This is a genomic window from Verrucosispora sp. ts21 (assembly GCF_002879555.1).
GTDB classification, from domain to species: domain Bacteria; phylum Actinomycetota; class Actinomycetes; order Mycobacteriales; family Micromonosporaceae; genus Micromonospora; species Micromonospora gifhornensis.
Window position 1 is genome coordinate 1 of the sequence record NZ_PNOZ01000098.1, and the last position, 20,309, is coordinate 20,309.

At 69.9% G+C, this 20,309-nt stretch carries 19 protein-coding genes; 8 read left to right on the top strand and 11 right to left on the bottom strand.

Translation table 11 applies throughout. From position 1 onward, the window contains the following. The coding region (locus C1A38_RS27440) for an RICIN domain-containing protein (protein ID WP_146017638.1) at positions 1–667 on the bottom strand (667 nt) is incomplete at its 3' end. Positions 668–1,301: 634 nt separating this feature from the next. On the opposite strand from C1A38_RS27440, the gene C1A38_RS27445 reads away from it, so the two are divergent. Genes C1A38_RS27445 through C1A38_RS27455 form a run of 3 tightly spaced genes read left to right on the top strand, consistent with a single transcriptional unit; the run spans position 1,302 to position 3,758 of the window. Next, positions 1,302–2,432, top strand: a complete 1,131-nt coding sequence (locus C1A38_RS27445) for an ABC transporter permease (protein ID WP_102660602.1) — start codon at positions 1,302–1,304, stop codon at positions 2,430–2,432. Beyond that, positions 2,429–3,115 (top strand): ABC transporter ATP-binding protein, encoded by a 687-nt coding sequence (locus C1A38_RS32265; RefSeq protein ID WP_102660603.1) that lies wholly within the window; start codon positions 2,429–2,431, stop codon positions 3,113–3,115. Before C1A38_RS27445 ends, C1A38_RS32265 begins: the two co-directional genes overlap by 4 nt. Positions 3,116–3,155: 40 nt before the next feature. Next, complete coding sequence (locus C1A38_RS27455; RefSeq protein WP_102660604.1) at positions 3,156–3,758, top strand: TetR/AcrR family transcriptional regulator; 603 nt, start codon at positions 3,156–3,158, stop codon at positions 3,756–3,758. Between the two features lie 32 nt (positions 3,759–3,790). Here C1A38_RS27455 and C1A38_RS27460 read toward each other — a convergent pair whose 3' ends face one another. Then, entirely contained in the window at positions 3,791–5,050 is a 1,260-nt protein-coding gene (locus C1A38_RS27460; RefSeq protein WP_146017639.1) for a putative manganese transporter, read from the bottom strand. A gap of 197 nt (positions 5,051–5,247) precedes the next feature. Here C1A38_RS27460 and C1A38_RS27465 point away from each other — a divergent pair, with 197 nt between their 5' ends. Then, positions 5,248–5,889 (top strand): response regulator transcription factor, encoded by a 642-nt coding sequence (locus C1A38_RS27465; RefSeq protein WP_102660606.1) that lies wholly within the window; start codon positions 5,248–5,250, stop codon positions 5,887–5,889. Between the two features lie 6 nt (positions 5,890–5,895). Here the strand turns inward: C1A38_RS27465 and C1A38_RS27470 are convergent, their stop codons facing one another. The 5 genes from C1A38_RS27470 to C1A38_RS27490 all read right to left on the bottom strand — a co-directional run bounded on the left by C1A38_RS27470 (position 5,896) and on the right by C1A38_RS27490 (position 10,200). Beyond that, on the bottom strand, positions 5,896–6,684 hold the full coding sequence (locus tag C1A38_RS27470; protein ID WP_102660607.1) for a spermidine synthase: 789 nt from the start codon (positions 6,682–6,684) through the stop codon (positions 5,896–5,898). Positions 6,685–6,740: 56 nt separating this feature from the next. Continuing rightward, positions 6,741–7,517 carry a CE1759 family FMN reductase gene (locus tag C1A38_RS27475; protein ID WP_233197053.1) on the bottom strand — a complete coding sequence of 259 codons (777 nt, stop codon included), beginning with the start codon at positions 7,515–7,517 and terminating at the stop codon, positions 6,741–6,743. After that, the gene (locus C1A38_RS27480; protein WP_102660608.1) at positions 7,514–7,987 is read right to left on the bottom strand and encodes a MarR family winged helix-turn-helix transcriptional regulator; all 474 of its coding nucleotides are present in this window, start codon (positions 7,985–7,987) and stop codon (positions 7,514–7,516) included. Before C1A38_RS27480 ends, C1A38_RS27475 begins: the two co-directional genes overlap by 4 nt. Continuing rightward, entirely contained in the window at positions 7,984–9,174 is a 1,191-nt protein-coding gene (locus C1A38_RS27485) for an LLM class flavin-dependent oxidoreductase (protein ID WP_102660609.1), read from the bottom strand. Before C1A38_RS27485 ends, C1A38_RS27480 begins: the two co-directional genes overlap by 4 nt. Before the next feature lie 171 nt (positions 9,175–9,345). Then, positions 9,346–10,200 carry an SDR family NAD(P)-dependent oxidoreductase gene (locus tag C1A38_RS27490; protein ID WP_102660615.1) on the bottom strand — a complete coding sequence of 285 codons (855 nt, stop codon included), beginning with the start codon at positions 10,198–10,200 and terminating at the stop codon, positions 9,346–9,348. A gap of 237 nt (positions 10,201–10,437) precedes the next feature. On the opposite strand from C1A38_RS27490, the gene C1A38_RS27495 reads away from it, so the two are divergent. Together C1A38_RS27495 and C1A38_RS27500 are read left to right on the top strand one after the other, a co-directional pair. Beyond that, positions 10,438–11,337, top strand: coding sequence for a hypothetical protein (locus C1A38_RS27495; protein WP_233197054.1), 900 nt, complete (start codon positions 10,438–10,440; stop codon positions 11,335–11,337). Between the two features lie 119 nt (positions 11,338–11,456). Continuing rightward, a complete protein-coding gene (locus tag C1A38_RS27500) occupies positions 11,457–12,863 on the top strand; it encodes a neutral zinc metallopeptidase (RefSeq protein WP_199180348.1) in 1,407 nt (468 codons plus the stop codon). 54 nt (positions 12,864–12,917) lie between these two features. Here the strand turns inward: C1A38_RS27500 and C1A38_RS27505 are convergent, their stop codons facing one another. From C1A38_RS27505 to C1A38_RS32060, 4 genes are all read right to left on the bottom strand, one after another. After that, positions 12,918–13,646, bottom strand: a complete 729-nt coding sequence (locus C1A38_RS27505; RefSeq protein WP_102660610.1) for a zf-HC2 domain-containing protein — start codon at positions 13,644–13,646, stop codon at positions 12,918–12,920. Then, complete coding sequence (locus C1A38_RS27510; RefSeq protein WP_425559701.1) at positions 13,643–14,158, bottom strand: sigma-70 family RNA polymerase sigma factor; 516 nt, start codon at positions 14,156–14,158, stop codon at positions 13,643–13,645. The genes C1A38_RS27505 and C1A38_RS27510 overlap by 4 nt, the downstream gene beginning before the upstream one ends. An 825-nt stretch (positions 14,159–14,983) precedes the next feature. Further along, positions 14,984–15,640 (bottom strand): DUF1996 domain-containing protein, encoded by a 657-nt coding sequence (locus C1A38_RS32055; protein ID WP_502696958.1) that lies wholly within the window; start codon positions 15,638–15,640, stop codon positions 14,984–14,986. Beyond that, positions 15,550–16,071 carry a hypothetical protein gene (locus C1A38_RS32060; protein ID WP_233197057.1) on the bottom strand — a complete coding sequence of 174 codons (522 nt, stop codon included), beginning with the start codon at positions 16,069–16,071 and terminating at the stop codon, positions 15,550–15,552. Before C1A38_RS32060 ends, C1A38_RS32055 begins: the two co-directional genes overlap by 91 nt. A 715-nt stretch (positions 16,072–16,786) precedes the next feature. Here C1A38_RS32060 and C1A38_RS27520 point away from each other — a divergent pair. Beyond that, the gene (locus tag C1A38_RS27520) at positions 16,787–19,240 is read left to right on the top strand and encodes a non-reducing end alpha-L-arabinofuranosidase family hydrolase (protein WP_502696959.1); all 2,454 of its coding nucleotides are present in this window, start codon (positions 16,787–16,789) and stop codon (positions 19,238–19,240) included. A gap of 155 nt (positions 19,241–19,395) precedes the next feature. Beyond that, positions 19,396–20,309 (top strand): alpha/beta hydrolase family protein (locus C1A38_RS27525; protein ID WP_102660613.1); only part of this gene is annotated, 914 nt, incomplete at its 3' end.

Here is a 20,309-nt window from a genome sequence, read left to right on the forward strand (position 1 = left end):
TCGACGACCACCGGTACGACGACGGCAGGTTGCAGGTGCCCGTCGGCGGCGGAGTGGTGGGGGTCGGGTCGGGGTTGTTGCCCCCGTCGACGCGGACGAGCTGCCACTGCTGGTTGGCGCCGTTCCAGTCGTCGTACTGCACGATGTTTCCACCGTCGGCGGTCGAGGCGCCCTGCACCTCCACCACCTTGTTGCTGTGCCGGCTGATCAGCCGGATGTGGCCACCGTCGGAGTCGGCCAGCCGGAACTGCTGGTTCGCTCCGTTGTGGTCGGTCCACTGCACGATGCTGCCGCCGTTGGCGGTCGACCAGTTGTAGATGTCGAGCACCTTGCCCGACAGCCGCGACTTCAGGCGGTAGTAGCCGCCGCCCGAGTCGACGAACTGCCACTGCTGCTGGTTGCCGTTGTTACGCGCCCACTGGGTGATCCGCGCTCCATCGTTGGTGGCCAGGTTGTACACGTCCAGGGCCTTGCCGCTGTTGCGGTTGAGCAGCACGTACCAGGCGTTCGTGTCGACAGTCGCCGCAGCGGCCGGGGTCGACGTCACCGCCACGGCGGTGACACCGCCCACCACCGCCGCCACGCCGGCCGCGACGACGCGCAGCAACCGCCCGCGCCGACGCGACGGCGGCGGCGCGAGCAATTCAGATCTACCAAAGGCAGACATGATCCTCCTTCAAGATGACCAGGACCCCGAACGGCCCAGGACGGGCACACCACGACGCGCAGCGACCGAGCCGTAGCGTGTTAGCGCTAACAGTGGCGTCCGCATGCCCTGGCGCACGCCTGAACCAAGATCCGACGACACAGGCCTGCCCGGTGAACCTCCGGCGTCATCACCCTTGAACATCGAATGTGGGCGATAACATGTCGTTCGTCAAGTCGTAACTTGGCGGTTTCACGGAGACTGTCCGCGCCGGGAAGGCGGGCGCGGCCAGTGCCGACCGTCGTTGTGCAGGCACCGCCCTGTCCACCGCCCCGGCCCAGGACGGCGCATCCGCAGCGCGCTCCCTGATGGCGCTAACATCGGCGTTTACGCATGATTCGGTCGTCGCCGCACCCGCACCCGCGCCGTCGTCACCGCACCCGCGCCGGGAGGCGTACCGGACCGGCAATGATCGTGAAACCGGCCCGGCTTTCACGAATTGAAGGGGCGACCACCCGCCGAGCCGCAATTCGGCAAGGTCAACCCTCACTCTGCGTGAGTTGATTCACAGCATCCGTCCTGACGCCATCTTCTCGACAGGGCGTCGGTATCTTTGCCGACATGCTGTCGGCTACCTATCGGATGCGGTGAGCCCATGTTCCTCGCCATACGCGAACTTACTTTCGCCCGCGGTCGATTCGCCCTGATGGGCGTCGTCGTCGCGCTCATCGCGATCCTCACCGTACTGCTGAGCGGACTCTCCGTCGGGCTGGTCAATGACGGAGTCTCCGGCCTGAAACGTCTCCCCGTGACCTCGCTGGCCTTCCAGCACGAGGTCGCCAAGGACTCCGCCTTCTCCCGCAGCGTGGTCGAGACCTCAGCCGTCGACACCTGGGCGGCCCAGGACGGTGTCGCCGAGGCGGCACCGCTGGGCAACACCCTCGCCAACGGTCGGACGAACGAGGGAATCGAGGTCGACCTCGCCCTCTTCGGCGTCGAGGTCGGCTCCTTCCTCGACCCGGCCGTCGCCGAGGGTCAGCGCCTGGCCGGCGAAGGCGAGGTGGTGATCAGCTCCACCGCCGCCGAGCTTGGCATCTCGGTGGGCGACACGATCGAACTGGAACCCGCCGGGACCCCCCTCAAGGTGGTGGGCATCCTCGGCGAGCAGCACACCTTCGGCCACGTCGACATCGGTTACCTCCCGCTGCGCTCGTGGCAGGAAGTGAAGGCAGGCGTACGGGCGGGCGACGCCGCACCCGAGCGCATCTACAACGAGATCACCGCGGTCGCCGTACGCGCCGCCGACGGTGCCGACGTCGACCTGGCGGCCGGCGACAAGGCCGCCGGCACGACCTCGATGACCCTGGAGCAGTCCTTCGGCGCCTCGCCGGGCTACACCGCCGAGACCTCCACGCTTCAGCTGATCCAGGTCTTCCTCTACGCCATCTCGGCCCTCGTGGTGGGCGCGTTCTTCACCGTGCTCACCGTGCAGCGCAAGCAGGAGATCGCGGTGATCCGGGCGCTCGGTGCCAGCACCCGTTACCTGCTTAGGGACAGCCTGCTCCAGTCGGTGGTGCTCCTGGTCCTCTCCGCCGGGGTCGGCGTCGCGATCGGCGTGGCAGCCGGTGCCGCCATCTCGGCCACCCCCATGCCGTTCGTGCTGGAGGCCGCACCCATCGCCGTCGCCACCGCTCTGCTGCTCATTCTGGGCGTCGTCGGTGCCACCGTGGCCGTCCTGCGCATCACTCGCGTCGACCCGCTCACCGCGCTCGGAGGCAACCGATGACCGCCATGCTGTCCCTGTCCGACGTCACCCTGATCCACGGCGACGGCGAAGACACCGTCACCGCCCTCGACAAGGTCAACATGGAGGTCGAGGCGGGCGAGCTGGTCGCGGTCGTCGGCCCCTCCGGCGCCGGCAAGTCCAGCCTGCTGGCGGTCTGCGGAGCGCTCATCAGCCCCACCTCGGGCACGATCCGGCTCAACGACCTGGACCTCAGTGCGCAGTCGCCGCGCCAGCTCACCGCGATCCGTCGGGAGCGGATCGGCTTCGTGTTCCAGAGCGGCAACCTGATCCCCTCGCTCACCAGCCTGGACCAGGTACGGCTGCCGCTGACCTTCGGCAAGGTCGCCAACCCGCGCGACCCTCGGGAACTGCTGGCCGAGGTCGGCATGTCGCACAAGGCGGACCGACGCCCGCACCAGCTCTCCGGCGGCGAACGGCAGCGGGTCGGCATCGCGCGGGCACTTGTCACCCGCCCGCAGGTGCTCCTGGTGGACGAGCCGACCGCGGCCCTGGACCGCCAGCGCAGTCAGGACGTCGTCGCCCTGCTGGCCCGCGAGGCGCACGAACACGGGGTCGCCACCGTCATGGTCACCCACGACCATGAGGTGCTGCACCACTGCGACCGGGTGCTTGAGATGATCGACGGCAGGCTGCTGCCCGCCGAGAGCAACGCCTCGGTCTGAGGTCACCGCCCAGACCAGCCACCCAGACGAGGAGGAGCGCGTGCCGCGGATCCAGGCGGCCAGCGTCGCCGAGCACCACGCCCGACAACGGCGTGCCCTGCTGGACGCGGCACGCGCTCTGCTGGCCGAGACCGAGCAGGCGCCCTCCATGGCGGCGATCGGACGTCATGCCGGGCTCGCCCGCTCCAGCGTCTACCAGTACTTCGCCTCCGCCGAGGATCTCCTCGCCGCCGTCGTGGCGGACGTCTTCCCGACCTGGGCGGGCCAGGTTCTGGAGCGGGTGGCGGCGGCGCCGACGCCGGGCACTCGTATCTGGGCGTACGTGGTGGCGAACGTCGACCTGTTCGCAAGCTCCGAGCAGGCGGTGGCCCGGGCCCTGAGCCGGATGGTGGAACCGCGTGTGTTGCAGGGCCCGATGGAGGAGTTCCACGCCCAACTCCAGGGGCCCCTGCGGCAGGCGCTCACCGAGTTCGGTGAGCCGGAGCCGGAGACGATGGCCGAGCTGATCGACTCCCTCATCGTGCGGGCGTCCCAGGACGTCGGCGCCACCGCCCGCACGCAGGCGAGGAAGACCGCGGACATCACGCTTGCCCGGTTACGCCGGCTGCTCGGCCCGTACCTCGGCCTGGGTCCGCAGGACTGACGCCCACCGACCCCGGCCGAGGACCGCGCTGGTCAGAGCAGGAGCAGCAGGGCCGACCCGACCACCACCGCCGGAATGGTGGTGATGACCGTGGCCATCAACGCGGAGTGCCGGCGCAGCGCGGCGAGCGGGATCAACGCGTCGCCGTCCTGACTTATGGCGTTCGCGACCAGGGTCGGCAGTGGCAGCCCTCCGCTGACGTACAGGCCGGTGAAGACGATCTGCACCGCGCAGCCGGGAATCAGGCCGATGCCGGCACCGATCAGCACCCCCAGCAGCCCACCGAGCGCGATCTGCGAACCGTCGAATCCGGTGGTGCTGGTGACCACCTGCCAGGCCAGGTACGCCACCGCCACCCAGACGGTAATGAAGGACGCCTCGTGGGCGCTGTGCCGCACGGTCGCCCCCATCGACTGCGGGTGTGCGGTCTCCAGGTTGTCGTCGGCCAGCCGCCCACGACCGGCAGCGAAGATCACCGTGGCGAGCAGGGTGCCGAGCACACCGAGCGCCAGGTACGGGTCGATCCCACCGAGTGCCCGAGTGAGCACCGCCGGATCGACAAGTTGGAACAGCACCGGCACCGACACGGCGAAGGCCGGCACGGTCAAGCCCCAGAAGATCGTGGACGCGGACAGCTGTGGCAGCACGCCACGGAGCAACCGTCGTGAGCCGGCCAGGTCGGGCACGCCGACCGCAACCAGGCCGCCACCGCCCCCGGACCCGACCGGCGCGGACCCCGAACCGCCGGACCCAGCACCGCCCGACCCGGAACGGCTGGACCCGGCACCGCCGACGCCGGATCCGACGGGCGTGGGCCTGAGGGGTGCGGAGCCGGCGGGCGTGGCCACCGCGGACCCGGCGGGCACGGCCACCACGGCGGGCGTCCGGCGTACCGCACGCGCCGGGTCGATGCCGAGCGCGTCCACCACGTACCCGGTGATCAGACCGACCACGAAGAGCAGCGTGTGGATCTTGAGCGCGAACATCGGATTCCAGGCCATCACCACCCACGAGGAATCGCCCATCGTCGCCACCAGGGCGGCGATCACCGTGCCGAACGACACCTTGCCCCGGGCGTACAGCGGCATGAGGATGATCGCGCCACCGCAGCCGGGACTCACCCCCAGCAACGCTCCGACCATCGGCCCGAACCGCCGATGCCGGGTCAGCCCGTCGGTGACCCGGTCTCCGTAGCGCCAGCGCAGCCAACCGAAGAGCGCCACCATCACGGCGACGTAGACACCAACCTGCATGAACGCGTCAGCGATCGGACGCAGGACGATTTCGGTCATGAACACACCTCCAGGCGACAGACGGCCTGCGGGGGATGTGCTGCTTCAGGCCGCAGCAGGTACGCCACGGCCCTTCCCCGGACGCTGGCCCATATGGGCCATTCGGCGACCCCGCTGGGTCATCCGGTCCAGTCACGGTCCGGGATCACCTTCGGTACGAATGCGCATGATGGCTCGTTAACCGGGAAGGAGCGAACATGTCACACTGTTCCCCCATCCGGGTTGCAGTCGTCGACGGCCAGCCGATCTTCGCTCGCGGCCTCGAACTGCTCCTTCCTGCCGCCACCGATGGGCGGGCGCAGGTGGTGGGCTTCACCGCCGACGCCGCGGCGGCGGCCTCGCTCGTCCGTCGGTGCGTACCCGACCTGGCCCTGGTCGACCTGCACATGCCGACGCCCGGGGGGATCCGAGCCGTGGCGGCCATCCGACGGACCACGCCACAGGTCCGCGTCGTGGCCATGTCCGACGCGGAGGACCTGAGTTCGCCGCTCCAGGCGCTGGAGGCCGGCGCCGAGGCGTACGTGCCCAAGAGCGCCGAGCCGGAGAAGCTGCTCCCTCCACTGCTGGCGGTCCTGGACGGCTGGGCGGTGATGCCGACGCAACTGCTGGGCACGTTGCTCCGACCCGCCCGGTTCCCGCCGGTCAGCCTCGACGAGGCGGAGCGTGCCCTGCTCCGATCCATCGCCGCCGGCCGGAGCACGCTGGAGATCGCCGATCAGATGCACGTCTCCGACCGGACCGTGAAGCGGATGTCGGCCGCTCTGTTGCGCAAGTTGCGGGTCTCCAACCGCGCCCAGGCCGCAGCTCTCGCGGGCCATGCAGGGCTGCTCGACGACTGACCGGTCTCACCGCTCGACGTCGTCGGTACGCGGACGGGCACCGGCGATGAACGTGTCGAGGGCCGGCCCGTGCAGCACGCCGCCGGGCAGCGGATCACGCAGTGCCCGTACCACCAGGCGCGCCACGGGTAGTCGGTCCGGGCGCAGCGCCGCGGCGAGGACCACGTTGCCGTACCGCCGGCCGCGCAGCATCCGACGGTCGGCGACGACGCAGACGTCGGCGAAGACCGCCCGCAGGGTGGCCGCCTGCACCCGGGCCAGGACCAACGGCGGCAGGTCGGTCACGTTCACCAGGTAGATGCCGTCCGGTCGCAGCACCCGGGCGACCTCGGCGGCGAACGCCACGGTCGCCACGTGCGGCGGCATCCGGGCCGCCCGGTAGATGTCGGCGAGCACCAGGTCGTACGCCCCGGCGGGGACCTCGGCCACCGCGTCCCGCGCGTCGGCGACGTGGATCTCGACACCGGCCGGCACGGGCGGCAGCTCGCGTGTCACCAGGTCGACCACGGCCGGCTCCCGCTCGACGACCAGTTGCGCCGAGCCGGGCCGGGTGGCGGCGAGGTAACGCGGCAGCGTCAGTGCGCCGCCGCCGAGGTGCAGCACGTCCAGCGGCCGACCGGCGGGCGCGGCGAGATCGGCCACGGCGGCCATCCGCCGGACGTACTCGAAGTGCAGGTACGTGGGATCGGCAAGGTCGACGTACGACTGCTCGACACCGCCGGCCAGCAGCGTACGCCCGGTGGGTCGGACCGGATCGACGACCAGTTCCAGCCGGTCGTCGTCGGATGCCCCCATGACCAGGCAGGCTAACCGACCCGCCCGAGCTGCTCTCCCGGCCCGTCGGCACCGCCTCAGGCGGTGCCGATTCCCCGGCCGGCCCGGCTCGACCCGCCGGTCGCGAGCCGCATGAGGTCGGTGTTGAAGTCGATCTCCAGCGGGCTGCTGCCCGGCCGGGCGTTTCCACCCCAGGTGTGCTGGTAGCTGTCCCAACTCTGGTCGGTGATGGCGCTGCGGACGGAACTCGCCACGAGCGCCGCCAACTCGGCCGCCGTGCGGTCGATCCGACTGCCGAGGGAGGCGTCGCCCCAGTCCTCAGGAGCGGCGAAGACCGAGGTCGGGACCGGCAGAGCCCGCATGAAGGCGAAGAGCGGACGCAGCTGATCGTCGATCACCAGGGCGTGCCGCGAGGTGCCCGCGGTGGCACCGAGCGCGATGGGTGTGGCGATGAGCAGGTCGTTGTCGAGCACGTCCACGAAGGATTTCAAAAGCCCGCTCATGCCGGCCTTGTAGACGGGCGTGGTGACGACCACGCCGTCGGCCGCGGCCAGGGTCTGGATCGCCGTGAGGAGATCACCTTGCGGGTGACCAGTGACGATGGCGCTGGCGATCTCACCGGCGAGCGGCCCGAGGTCGATGATCGCGACGGTGGCCTCGATGTCCCGGGCAGCGAGCCGGTCGAGGGTCTTCTGCGCGATGCGGTCGGCGAGCCGACGCGAGGACGAGGGCACGCTCGTACCACCGTTGACCACGACGATGCGGCGGGGCGCGGTGTCGGCGGGCATCGGGTCGGTGTTCGCGGGCGCGGTGTCGGCGGCGGTCGCCGGGACGCGCGAGGGCTCGAAGGTCATGCCGAGTCCTGACTGTCGTGTCGGGTGGGGCCGGGGTCGACCCGGTCGATGATCTGCTGGGCGAGGGCCCGCAGCTCGGTGAGCTGGGCCGGAGTGAGCGCCGCTGTCATGGCCGACGTGACCGCCTGGGCGTGGCGGGTGCCGACGGCCCGCTGGAGCGCGGCGCCCTTCTCGGTCAGCGTGAGGACGGAGGCGCGACGGTCACGGGGGTCGCAGTCGCGAGCGACGAGTCCGCGCTGTACGAGCCGGCTGCACAACCGCGACACCCCGGCCTGCGTCATGAGGATGCCGCGGTTGATCTCCGTCATGCTCATGCCCCGAGGCGATTTCCTGAGCGTGTAGAGGACGTCGTACTCGTTGGGCGTGAGCTCGTGCCAGATGTCGTCGGCCAGGAACCGGCGGGCGAGGAGGACCTGGGCCCGGAAAAGGCTCTCCCATGCCTCGTTCGCCAGCCGCTCCTCCGCGTTCACCGGATCACCGGGTAGACGGCGGGCGTCGCGGGGTCGCTGTCCTGGTAGGGCGAGGTGCCCGTGACGTTGTCACCACGGTTGGCGTTGGGTCGCGGCTGCCGCGGCTGCCCGTCGCCGTACTTCTGCCGGACCCGCTGCTCATGGGTGGGTGCCGGGGCGGCCTGTGGGGAGCGACGCGACGCCATCTCCTTGCGCAGCACCGGGACGACCTCCTCGCCGAGCAGGTCGAGCTGTTCGAGAACCATCTTCAGCGGCATGCCGGCGTGGTCCATGACCCAGAGTTGGCGCTGGTAGTCGCCGAACATCTCCTGGAATTCGAGCGTCTTGTCGATGACCTGCTGCGGGCTGCCGACGCTCAGCGGGGTGCGCTCGGCGTACGTCTCCAGCGAGATGCTGTGGTCGTAGACCGGTGCCTCGTCGAAGTACGGGCGGAAGGTGCGAAAGGCGTCCTGCGACCGGCGGGCGATGAAGGCCTGACCGCCCAGCCCGACGATCGCCTGCTCCTCGGTGCCGTGCCCGTAGTGGGCGAAGCGCCGCCGGTAGAGGTTGACGAGCGGCAGGAAGTGCCCGGTCGGAGCCAGGATGTTGTTGGCGAAGAAGCCGTTGCCGTAGTAGGCGGCCTGCTCGGCGATCTCCGGCGTACGGATCGAGCCGTGCCAGACGAAGGGCGGCACGTCGTCGAGCGGCCGAGGGGTCGAGGTGAAGCCCTGCAAGGCCGAGCGGTACGAGCCCTCCCAGTCCACGACGTCCTCCCGCCACAGCCGGTGCAGCAGGTTGTAGTTCTCCAGGGCCAGCGGCAGCCCTTTACGGATGTCCTGACCGAACCAGGGATAGACGGGAACGGTGTTGCCGCGACCGAGCGTGAGGTCCAGCCGGCCCTTGGCCAGGTGTTGGACCATCGCGTACTCCTCGGCGATGCGCACGGGATCGTTCGTGGTGATCAAGGTGACCGAGGTCGAGAGGATGATCCGCTTGGTCAGCGCGGCGACGTGGGCCAGGAAGGCCGCCGGGGAGGAGGAGAAGAACGGCGGGTTGTGGTGCTCGCCGATCGCGAAGACGTCCAGACCGACTTCTTCGGCCTTTACCGCGATCCGGGTCAGGGCGTCGATGCGTTCCGCCTCGCTCGGTGTGGTGCCGGTGACCGGGTTCCGGGTGACGTCACTGACGGAGAAGATGCCGAACTGCATGGTGATGCCTTTCCGGGTTGGTGGGGGTCTGACGGCGGCTCACGGCGCGCCCACCGACCTCAACGTACATGACGAGTCATGTATTTCGGCAGCCGGTGCGGCTGGGTCCAGAACGGTGATGCCGGGACGGTGGGCAGGGTCGTCCACCGCCCCGGCGACGGCAGGCCGGGCTCAGGCGACGCGGGAACCCAGCAGTTCGGCGCGCAGCGCGTCGAGTTGCTCGTCGGTGTCACTGGCGACCCGGCGCAGGATCTCCACCGCGTCCTGCCCGACCGGTGCCCGACTGGGGGCAGGCTCCTCGGTGGCGAGGCGGACCACCCAGGCCGCCGCGTCCACGGCAGGCAGCCCGGAACCCTGCATGCCGTTGAGCGCGTCCTTGAAGGCGGCGAAGTTCTCGCCGTACAGATCTCGCTGCTGCGCGGTGAAGCTCTCGGTGACGCGGTCCAGCGCCGCAGCGGTCTTGGCCGGTCCGCCGGTGAGCATGTTTCCGGCCTGGGCGATCACCACGTCGACCCCGAACGGACGCAGTTCGTTGCGGTAGACGTCGGCGATCGCCTCGAGCGCGGCCTTGGTCGCGCTCGACGGTCCGTTGAACTGCAACGGGAAGCGACCGGTCATCGCGCCGATCAGCACGATCCGCCCCCGGGCGGCGCGCAGCAACGGCAGGAAGGCATTTGTCGCCGAGATGGTGCCGAAGACGTTGACGTCGAACTCCCGGCGTATCTCCGCGATGGGCAGCACCTCCAGCGGGCCCGGGGTGAGGATGCCGGCGTTGTTGATCAGGATGTCCAGGCCATGGTCGCCCACGGCCTCGGCAACCTCGTCCGCCCAGGCACGGACTGCCGTATCGTCGGCGACATCGACGACGCTGAGGTTGACACCCGGCTCGTCCGCGAGACCGCCGGCCTCCTCCATCGAAAGCGCGGTCCCGTAGACCGTGTAGCCCGACGCGGCGAACTGCAGCGCGAGCTCACGCCCCAGGCCGCTCGCGGCACCGGTGACAGCGACGGTCCGAAGCTCAGACATGGCGAGCATCCTTTCCCCGATTCGTTGTGCCGATCCGTGGTGGACCGGCACTCCCCCCAACATTCATGACTCGTCATGCATCTCGGATGACGGTCGTCGGTCGGCCGCCCTTCTCGGCTCAGCCACGAGCACGAGACCTCTGAACCGTTTTCAGTCTGGCTGCGTGTAGATGCCGAGCGGCTTTGAAGGCGCTTAAACCAGGAGAAAACGGAGAGAACAGTGTCGCGAAAGAGTGCTTTGTCCGTTGTTGTGCTGATGGCGGTCGGTGCCGCGCTGGCCGCCTGCGACTCGACCCCGAGCACCCCCGCCCCGCAGTCCAGCGCAGTCGGACAGGGCGGGACCACCCCCGCTACGGTGCCCGGCGAGGGCGCTGCCGGGCTCTCCCTGCTCACCGGCACCGCCCGAGCCAACAACTCCCCCGCCAACACCGGGGACTGGGCGGTGCCGAACGGCGGCGTACCGAAGGGTGCGGTGGCCCGGGCCGCGGCGAAGTGGGTTCAGCTCACCGCGAGCAGAGCCGGCGACCTCGACCCGGTCGTGGTGAACGGCGCCCGGCTGACCCTCTACCGCTTCGACAACGACAGCAACAGGCCGTCGAAGTCGAACTGCAACGGCGACTGCGCGGCCACCTGGCCCCCGGTGACCATCGCCCCCGGCGGCACGATCTTCGTCGCCGGCGTCGAGCAGTCGGCGATCGGCACCGTACGGCGGGACGACGGCCGGCTTCAGGTCACCATCAACGGCTGGCCGGTGTACCGGTTCGCCCGCGACACCCAGCCCGGTGAAACCCTCGGGCAGGGCGTCGGCGGCACCTGGTTCGGCATCACCCCGAACGGTCAGAAGGCCGGCGGTGCGGACACCCCGCGGGACGGTGGGTCGAACGTTCCACCGGCGACCGGCGTCACCCTCTTCGACGACGCCAACTTCAGCGACCTCGGCCCGTCCCAGGGGGTCGCCGGCAGCGGTTGCCGAAACGTCGGCCGGGTCGGTGTCGCCTCCTCGCTGATCACGTCGGGTTCGCTCAAGCTCTGGTCCGGGCCGAACTGCACCGGCCGCTCGGTCGTGGTGAACGGCGACGTCGCCGACCTCGCCTCGATCAACTTCGACGACACGGTCGCCTCCGTCCTCTTCGGCTGACCCCTCCGCTGCTTCACCGGGTGTGCCGGCTCCGCCTCGCGCGGGCCGGCACACCCGTTTGTGGTGCCCGGCCTCCTGACCAGGGCGGCCGGCAAGCTCAACGAGAAAGGTGCCCGAGAGTGGGAAATCGGATCAACGGGGTGGCGGTGCTGCTGGCGGCGGTACTGCTCGCGGGGTGCGCCCGGTCGGTGGCCGGCACCGCCGAGACCGAGCAGTGGAGCCCGACCCGGGCCGCCGGACTGGAGATCACCTCGGGCCAGAGCGGTCCCCGACCCGGTGTGCCCGACACCGGACTGACCGCGGTGAACGGCGACGGCGGCGAGATCGACCGCCTCGCGTTGAACGCGGTCGAGGACGTGCAGCGCTACTGGGCGCAGGAACTGCCGGCAACCTTCGGCGTACCGTTCGCGCCGGTCCGGCGTCTGTTCTCGTACGACTCGACCGGTCCCGGACCGGTCGTCTGCGGCACCGACACGACGGGCCTGGCCAACGCCTTCTACTGCCCGGCGGAGGACACGGTCGCCTGGGACCGGGGCGAACTGCTGCCCACCCTGGCCGACACCTTCGGCACGATGTCGGTGGTGGCGGTGCTGGCCCACGAGTTCGGCCACGCCGTGCAGTTCCGGCTGGGCGTCGGCGGGTCGACCAGTTCGATCGTGCGGGAACAGCAGGCCGACTGTTACACAGGCGCCTTCTTCCGCTGGCTCGCCGAGGGAAACGGGCCGCACTACCGACTCGCCACCGGCCCGGGCCTCAACCAGGTCCTCGGCACCCTCTTCTTCATCCGCGACTCGACGGAGGTCGGCTTCGACACCGACGGCGCGCACGGCAACGCCTTCGACCGGGTCTCGGCCTTCCAGTTCGGGTTCGGTGACGGGTCCGGTCGCTGCGCCCGGATCGACGAGACGGAGGTACGCGGGCGGATCACCCAGCAGTCGGCGGCTGCGGTGGTCCCCGGTGACGACGGCAACCTGCCGGTCGACGACCCGGACGCGCTGGCGGCCCTGCTGTCGACACTGCGGGCGGCGTTCGGGCCGAACACCGCCCCGATCGTCGGCACGACCGTCGCAGACTGCCCCGAGGGCGGCCGTACCGCGCCGGTGTCGTACTGCCCGGCGACGGGCACGCTCGGGCTGGACCTCGCCGGGCTGGCCGCGATCGGCACGGCCCGGTCCGACGGGGGTGACGGGATCGGGGACTTCGCGGCCTTCGCCGAGATCGCCTCCAGGTACGCGCTCGCCGTGCAGCAGGCCGCCGGGCTGCCGTTGCGCGGTGTCGCTGCGGCGGGGCGTACGGCCTGCCTGACCGGATTCTGGGCGGGGACGATCACGGCCGGGCGGGGTGCCCCGCTGGCCCTGTCCCCGGGGGACCTGGACGAGGCGGTGGCGGAGATGCTCGCCCCGGAGAGCCTGATCGCCGCCGATGTCGACGGCCGCAGCATCCCGTCCGGTTTCGCCCGGGTGCAGGCGTTCCGGGAGGGCTTTGCCGCCGCCGACCCGGCGGCCTGCGCCGACCTGTTCCGGTAACCACACCGGCCGGGGCCCGCTACGGGTGCCCCGGCCGGCAACTGGTGCCGACGCCTACAGCGCCACGTCGGCGTACGTCTTGCCGTCGGTGTTCTCCACCCGGACCGCGACCACCTCGGACGGCGCGATCAGGGCACTGCCTTCCAGCGAGACGCCCTCGGTCTCGCCCTTCGCGGAGACCAGCCAACTGCCGGCCAGGATGGTGCTGCCGTCCCGACCGACGACGATCAACCGACAGCGTTCCCCGGCCGGTATACCGAGAACCGCCGCGTTGACCCGGACCCAGCCCTCGGACGGCGCCACCGCGACCGTCATGCGCACACCGGTGTCCGGGTCCAGTGCGGTGGCGAACCGGGTCCCCGGGGCGGCGGGAGTGGCGGACACGGCCGGGGTCGGCCCGGCGGCGACCTGCGCGGCCGCACCGTCGGCCGAGCGCCCCACCATCACGCCGGCCGAGACGGAGGCGGCGACGGCCGCAGCCGCAGCCACCGCGATCAGACTGGTCCGGCGCTGCCGCTGCTCCCGCGACTCCGACCGGATCTGCCGGAGGGTGCGTTGCAGCAGCAGGTCACCGCCCTCGGGCGGTCCTTCCAGCAGCATCGCGTCGGGTACCGCCTCCAACGCCATCTCGTACTCCCGTAGGGACTCGACCTCGTCGCGGCACTCCGCGCAGCCGGTCAGGTGCTCCTCGATCTGTCGGACCTGCTCGGCGTCGAGCGTCTGCATGAGATATCCGCCGATGTCAACGTGTTCATCGGCCGGGTGCGACGAGTTTGTGCTCATGAGGCAGGCCGTTCCGCTTCGACCGGGCGCTTTGCGATGTCGCGCAGCGCGCGGAGTGCGTAGTAGGAGCGTGACTTGACCGTTCCCGGCGGGATGTTCAACGCCTTGGCGGCTTCCGCGACTGTACTCCCCAGTAGGTACACCTGCTCCAACACCTCACGGTGTTCGGTGGAGAGCTGGTTGAGGGCGTCCATCACCACCATCGAGTTGACCACCTGGTCGGCGTGGTCGCGTTGGATGGCGACGTCGGTGGGCGACTCCGGCACCTCGGTGGGCCGGGCCCGACGGGCGCGCACCTGGTCGGTGACGATGTTGCGGACCACTGTCAGCAGCCAGCCGCGTACCGATCCCTTGCCGTTGACCAGGCTGTCCGGATGCCGCCAGGCCCGAACCAGAGCCTCCTGCACCACGTCCTCGGCCGCCGCCCGGTCCCGGGTCAACTGCGACGCGTACGCGAGCATCGCCCGCCCGTGCTCGTGGAACAGCGACCGCACCAACGCCTCGTCCGCCACCTCCCGGCGTCGGTCACCCCGCAGCCCGGTCACCGACCGCACCTTCGGTCGCCCCGGCGTCGACGATCCAGGTTCCTCGGGTTCCGGCGACGAAGGCCTCGACCAACCCCGACGGGTTATCGGCCTGGTCATGTCGTTCCCCCCTGGGCCTCCGACGGCGTCGGAGAAACGGCGGCAGCACGGGTGGTCGCCATCACGGACCACACCCCCCGTGCCCGCCTCGGCCGGCCGGGCCGGGTCACCGCACGCGGTAGGGACGCGTCCGGCGGCACGAGCGGTAGCAACAGCCTGCGGACGGAAGAACAGGTCATTTTCGTACCAATCTCACGAAACGAGGACGAGCCGAGCAGCCCGGTGGTCGGGCGGGGAGCCGATCGGGCGCGCGAGGTCGCCGCGGGTGTCAGGCACAGCCCGCGTACGCCGATGTCAAAAGCACCGTCGGGCCGGCGAACCCTGGCCGCGGTGGATGGGGAACCCGCTGGTCTCACCCGGTCGGGGCCGCGTGGCTGGCCCCCCTCGCCGGGCGGCCCCGACCGGAGCGCAACGGGAATCAGCCGAGGCTGTTCCCGGTCTGGGTGTCGACGTGGTAGCTAGCCATGCTGGTATCCGCTCCTGTCCTGCTGGACTGCTCCGAAGGGGTCCGGATTGCCCGGCACGGTCAGCGCCACCGGCGTTGACACCACCCACACGGTTACCGACACGCAGCGGTTCACACAGTTCGACGGCGAGGCCGGAAAGTGGTCGGCACCACAGCCGGACGGCACATCTGAACCGGTTCGCGACCGGTTCCGTGTGCTTGCCGAGCCGACGGAGGAGGCTCGGTCGTCAGCTGCGAAGTGCCGGCCCAGACGCTGCGGACTGCTCGTCGACGCAGGTCCGGCCGCTGTTCAGGCAGCCGACCACCCGCGCCATCAGCTCGTCCGGCATGAGGTTGACGAAGAACGCGTGATCGGTGAGGGGGCTGTTGCGTTGCCCGTCGAACGCGTCGATCCGGAACCGCTTGCCGGTCGGCAGGTCGTAGGCGGCGACCAGGCGCAACTGCGGCACCGGGAAGGTGCCCTTCGGGCAGCCGCCATCCACCGTCGGGAAGACGAGGTGCGCCCGGTGGTCGGGGGTGTCCAGGTGGCGACCGTCCCAGCAGCTCGGGAAGTCGTGGATGCGGACCACCCGGTCGCCCGGCGGGCAGACCGGATAACTGGTGGTACGCCGGTCAGGCGTACTGTCGCAGGTCCAGGTGGCCCGCGCCTGCGCGCCGCCGTTGGTGATCGCCGCAGCGTCACCGACGGTGCCCCGCAGCAGGCGCGGCATCGGCACGACGTTGCCCTGCGGGTTGCCCCGGTAGGTCAGGGTGAACGCGCTCGGCACCTGGATCCGCCCACCGTGCCCGTCGGTCAGTCCGTCGTACCCGCCGGTCGGGCCGTCGTGCCCGCCGGTCGGGCCGTCGTGCCCATCGGCGGGTTCTTCGTCGACCAGGCGCAGCACCGGCCAGAAGTACGTCGACAGGTCGCCGTTGCGGCAACTGGTCTCGCCGTCGGCCAGGCTCTCGATGGTGGAGTCGACATCGTGGAGAGGTTGCCGACGTAGTCGTGCACGTGGTGGGCGGGGCCGGGGTAACCGGGCGCGGAGACCACGTTCACGGTGTTGCGGTGGCCGTTCTCGTTGCGACCGCAGTCCCAGGTGTAGCTTCCGGTCGCGGCACCGACGGCCGGCACCGGCTGGGTGAGGTTCGGTGGTACGGCGTCGATGTCGACGAAGTCGGCGCCCAACCGGGCCGCGATCCCGGTGCCCGCCGGTGCCCCACCGAGGTTGACGCCACAGCCGGCGACCAGACCCAGCCCGGCTCCGATCAGCGCCATCTCCAGCGTCATCACCAGGGCGTACGCCCGCCGCCGAGCCATCCCCGCCTTGCTCATGACGTCACCATATGCAGCTTCCGCCGCATCCCACGCCGGCCCTCGGCCCGCCGATGAGCCGTGCTGACCAGCACAAACGCCTTTGGTTCTAGATCCCCTGTCGCTGTTGGTGTGACGATCGACGCGGTGTGACCCGGGATACCGGGCCGCCCACCGCGCATCCTCTCCGAGCGGGCGGCCGGCCGAGCAGTTCGGTGAGCGCACCCGACAGTTGCGGGGTGAGTTGGCGGCTGGTGCTGTACCTCCCGGCGGATAGACGCGCGGGCCGGGCCGGAAGGTTAACGCACACTTCGTGACTTTTCCGCGTCACCGGAGGTGTCGATTCCTCCACTGCGGAGCGACGGCCGGAAACGGTACCGATTGCTTACCGAAACTACCGGTTGAAAAGGCTGGAACTTTCTGCCAGCCTGATAGCCACCGATCGATGTTGTCGCTAACATGATCTTCCGGACCGGGGAGGCGCCTCTCGCGACCAAGGCCACCTACGCACCCGGTCACTCTCCACCACCTGCCAGTCCACCGCCCGCAACAACGTCTCCGCGGGCAGACCGGGCCAACCCGTTGGAACCCTTTACACGCTGGTCAGCCGGCTCGCCTCTGGGCGAACGCTGACGTGAGTCCCGGCCTGCTCGGCGGACTCGACATCGTGGGTCGCCGCCCTCGGAGCGCCCCGTACAGCGACAGACATCTCCTATCCCACTAGTGGAGGATCAGCATGATCTCCCGGACCCGTCCCTCCGGGCGTCGACTACGAACGCTCTCCCTGACCGGAACGACCGCGATAGTTGCGGTCCTCGCCGCGTCGATGCTGCCCACTCTGGCCCATGCCGCCGAGTCCACCCTGGCTGCGGCCGCGGGCCAGTCCGGTCGGTACTTCGGTGCCGCCGTGGCGGCGAACAAGCTCAACGACGGCGTCTACACCGGAATCCTGAACCGCGAGTTCAACAGCGTCACCGCCGAGAACGAAATGAAAATCGACGCGCTGGAGCCGCAGCAGAACAACTTCACGTTCGGCAACGCGGACCGGATCGTCAACCACGCCCTCTCCCGGGGCTGGAAGGTCCGAGGTCACACCCTGGCCTGGCACTCGCAGCAGCCCGCCTGGATGGAGCGGATGGAAGGGCAGGCGCTGCGCTCGGCCATGCTCAACCACGTCACCCGGGTCGCGACCTACTACCGCGGCAAGATCGACTCGTGGGACGTGGTGAACGAGGCGTTCGAGGACGGCAACAGCGGCGCGCGCCGTAACTCCAACCTCCAGCGCACCGGCGGCGACTGGATCGAGGCCGCGTTCCGCGCCGCCCGCGCCGCCGACCCGGACGCAAAGCTCTGCTACAACGACTACAACACCGACAACTGGACCTGGGCCAAGACCCAGGCCGTCTACAACATGGTGCGCGACTTCAAGCAGCGCGGCGTACCGATCGACTGCGTCGGCTTCCAGTCGCACTTCAACGCCCAGTCGGCGTACAACAGCAACTACCGCACCACGCTGTCCAGCTTCGCCGCCCTCGGGGTGGACGTGCAGATCACCGAGCTGGACATCGAGGGTTCGGGCAGCACCCAGGCCAACACCTACCGCGCCGTGGTCAACGACTGCCTGGCAGTCCCCCGCTGCAACGGCATCACCGTGTGGGGCATCCGGGACAGCGACTCCTGGCGTTCCTACGGCACGCCGCTGCTGTTCGACAACAACGGCAACAAGAAGCAGGCGTACACGGCCACCCTGGACGCGCTGAACAGCGCCACCCCCGGGCCGACCCCCACGCCGACCACTCCGGGACCGACCCCGACCCCGCCTCCATCCGGCTCCGCCAACGAGATCGTCGGCAACCAGTCGGGCCGGTGCATCGACGTACCGAACGCGTCACAGAGCAACGGCACCCGCGTCCAGCTCTACGACTGCAACAAGCAGACCAACCAGGCCTGGACGTACACCGCGAACAAGCAACTTCAGGTGTACGGCAACATGTGTCTGGACGCCGCCGGCACCGGCAACGGCGCAGCCGTGCAGATCTACGCCTGCCACAGCGGCACCAACCAGCAGTGGAACGTCAACTCCAACGGCACCATCAGCGGAGTCCAGTCCGGACGCTGCCTCGACGTCTGGAGCACCTCCAACGGCGCCCAGGTCCAGCTCTACGACTGCCACACCGGTGCCAACCAGCAGTTCCGGCTCGTCTCCCTCGGCGGTTCCAACCCGCCGCCGACCACCCCGCCGCCCACTACCCCGCCGCCGACGACTCCGCCGCCCGGCACCAGCTGTGACCTGCCGTCGTCGTACCGGTGGTCGTCGACCGGCGCGCTCGCGCAGCCGAGGTCCGGTTGGGTTTCGCTGAAGGACTTCACCCACGCCCCGTACAACGGTCAGCACCTGGTCTACGCCACCACCCACGACACGGGCACGACCTGGGGCTCGATGAACTTCGGCCTGTTCTCCAACTGGAACCAGATGGGCTCGGCCAGCCAGAACCAGATGCCCTTCGCCGCCGTCGCGCCGTCACTGTTCTACTTCGCGCCGCGCAACATCTGGGTCCTCGCGTACCAGTGGGGTGGACCGGCGTTCTCGTACCGGACCTCGACCGACCCGACCAACGTCAACAGCTGGTCGTCCGCGCAGACCCTGTTCACCGGGTCGATCTCGAACTCCAGCACCGGCCCGATCGACCAGGCGCTCATCGGTGACGACCAGAACATGTACCTGTTCTTCGCCGGCGACAACGGCCGCATCTACCGGGCAAGCATGCCGATCGGCAACTTCCCCGGCAGCTTCGGGTCGAACTACACCACGATCATGACCGACACCACGAACAACCTCTTCGAGGGTGTCCAGGTGTACAAGCTCCAGGGCCAGCAGCGCTACCTGATGCTGGTCGAGGCGATCGGCTCCCAGGGCCGCTACTTCCGGTCCTTCACGGCCACCAGCCTCGGCGGCACCTGGACCCCGCAGGCCACGTCCGAGAGCAACCCGTTCGCGGGCAAGGCCAACAGCAACGCGACCTGGACCAACGACATCAGCCACGGCGAACTCATCCGCAGCAACGCCGACCAGACCATGACCATTGACCCCTGCAACCTCCAACTGCTCTACCAGGGGCGGTCCCCCAACTCGGGCGGCGACTACGGCCTCCTGCCCTACCGCCCGGGAGTACTGACTCTGCAGCGCTGACCGCGTGCAGGTCCGGCTCGGGCACAGCCGGAGCGGGCGGGTTCGGCACCAGCCGAGCCCGCCCACCCCTTAATCACCCCCACCACCAGGAGGTACCGACCGTGCAAGGACAGGCACACCATCCCCCACCCGGGGCGACCACCGACGCTGACCGAGTGCCCAGCTTTCGGGGACGGCTGACCAAGCTCGCCGCCGCCGGGATCGCCGCCGCCGTCGGACTGCTCACCGTGACGGTGGCGGCCGGGTCGGCGTCGGCCGCCGACAACCCGTACGAGCGGGGCCCGGACCCCACCCGGACCAGCGTCGCCACCGAGCGCGGCCCCTTCGCCAACACCTCGGTCAGCGTCCCCACCGGGTACGGCTTCAACGGCGGCCGGATCTACTACCCGACCGACACCAGCCAGGGCACCTTCGGAGCCATCGCCATCTCGCCGGGCTACACCGCACTGTTCTCCGCGGAACTGGCCTGGATGGGACCGTGGCTGGCATCCCACGGCTTCGTCGTGATCGGCATCGAGACCAACAGCCGTAACGACTTCGACACCGCCCGCGGCACCCAGCTGCTCGCCGCGTTGGACTACCTGACGCAGCAGAGCCCGGTACGCGACCGGGTCGACGCGAGCCGGTTGGCCGTCGCCGGTCACTCCATGGGTGGCGGTGGCGCGCTGAGCGCCGCCACGCGGCGTCCGGCGTTGAAGGCGGCGGTCGGCATCACGCCCTTCTCGCCGTCGTCGAACCTGGCCAACGACCGGGTGCCCACGATGGTCATCTCCGGGCAGGCCGACACGGTGGTCACCCCGTCCTACGCCCTCGACCTGTACAACAGCCTCCCGTCCACCACGGAGAGCGTGTACGTCGAGGTCGCCGGCGGAGACCACGGCTTCATGGTCGGCCGGTCGAACCCGGTGATGATCCGGACCATGCTGCCCTTCCTGAAGATCTTCGTCGACAACGATGCCCGGTACAGCCAGTTCCTGTGCCCGCTGATGGACAACAGCGGCGTGGTCACCTACCGCAGCACCTGCCCGCTGATCGACACCCCGACCACTCCGCCGCCCACCAGCCCCCC

What these genes read in the sequence shown, in the direction of transcription:
- C1A38_RS27490 (WP_102660615.1), bottom strand. Translation starts at nt 10,200, where the DNA reads ATGTCTGAGCTTCGGACCGTCGCTGTCACCGGTGCCGCGAGCGGCCTG.
- C1A38_RS27445 (WP_102660602.1), top strand. Translation starts at nt 1,302, where the DNA reads ATGTTCCTCGCCATACGCGAACTTACTTTCGCCCGCGGTCGATTCGCC.
- C1A38_RS32265 (WP_102660603.1), top strand. Translation starts at nt 2,429, where the DNA reads ATGACCGCCATGCTGTCCCTGTCCGACGTCACCCTGATCCACGGCGAC.
- C1A38_RS27465 (WP_102660606.1), top strand. Translation starts at nt 5,248, where the DNA reads ATGTCACACTGTTCCCCCATCCGGGTTGCAGTCGTCGACGGCCAGCCG.
- C1A38_RS27460 (WP_146017639.1), bottom strand. Translation starts at nt 5,050, where the DNA reads ATGACCGAAATCGTCCTGCGTCCGATCGCTGACGCGTTCATGCAGGTT.
- C1A38_RS32060 (WP_233197057.1), bottom strand. Translation starts at nt 16,071, where the DNA reads ATGAGCAAGGCGGGGATGGCTCGGCGGCGGGCGTACGCCCTGGTGATG.
- C1A38_RS27475 (WP_233197053.1), bottom strand. Translation starts at nt 7,517, where the DNA reads ATGACCTTCGAGCCCTCGCGCGTCCCGGCGACCGCCGCCGACACCGCG.
- C1A38_RS27520 (WP_502696959.1), top strand. Translation starts at nt 16,787, where the DNA reads ATGATCTCCCGGACCCGTCCCTCCGGGCGTCGACTACGAACGCTCTCC.
- C1A38_RS27470 (WP_102660607.1), bottom strand. Translation starts at nt 6,684, where the DNA reads ATGGGGGCATCCGACGACGACCGGCTGGAACTGGTCGTCGATCCGGTC.
- C1A38_RS27485 (WP_102660609.1), bottom strand. Translation starts at nt 9,174, where the DNA reads ATGCAGTTCGGCATCTTCTCCGTCAGTGACGTCACCCGGAACCCGGTC.
- C1A38_RS27505 (WP_102660610.1), bottom strand. Translation starts at nt 13,646, where the DNA reads ATGAGCACAAACTCGTCGCACCCGGCCGATGAACACGTTGACATCGGC.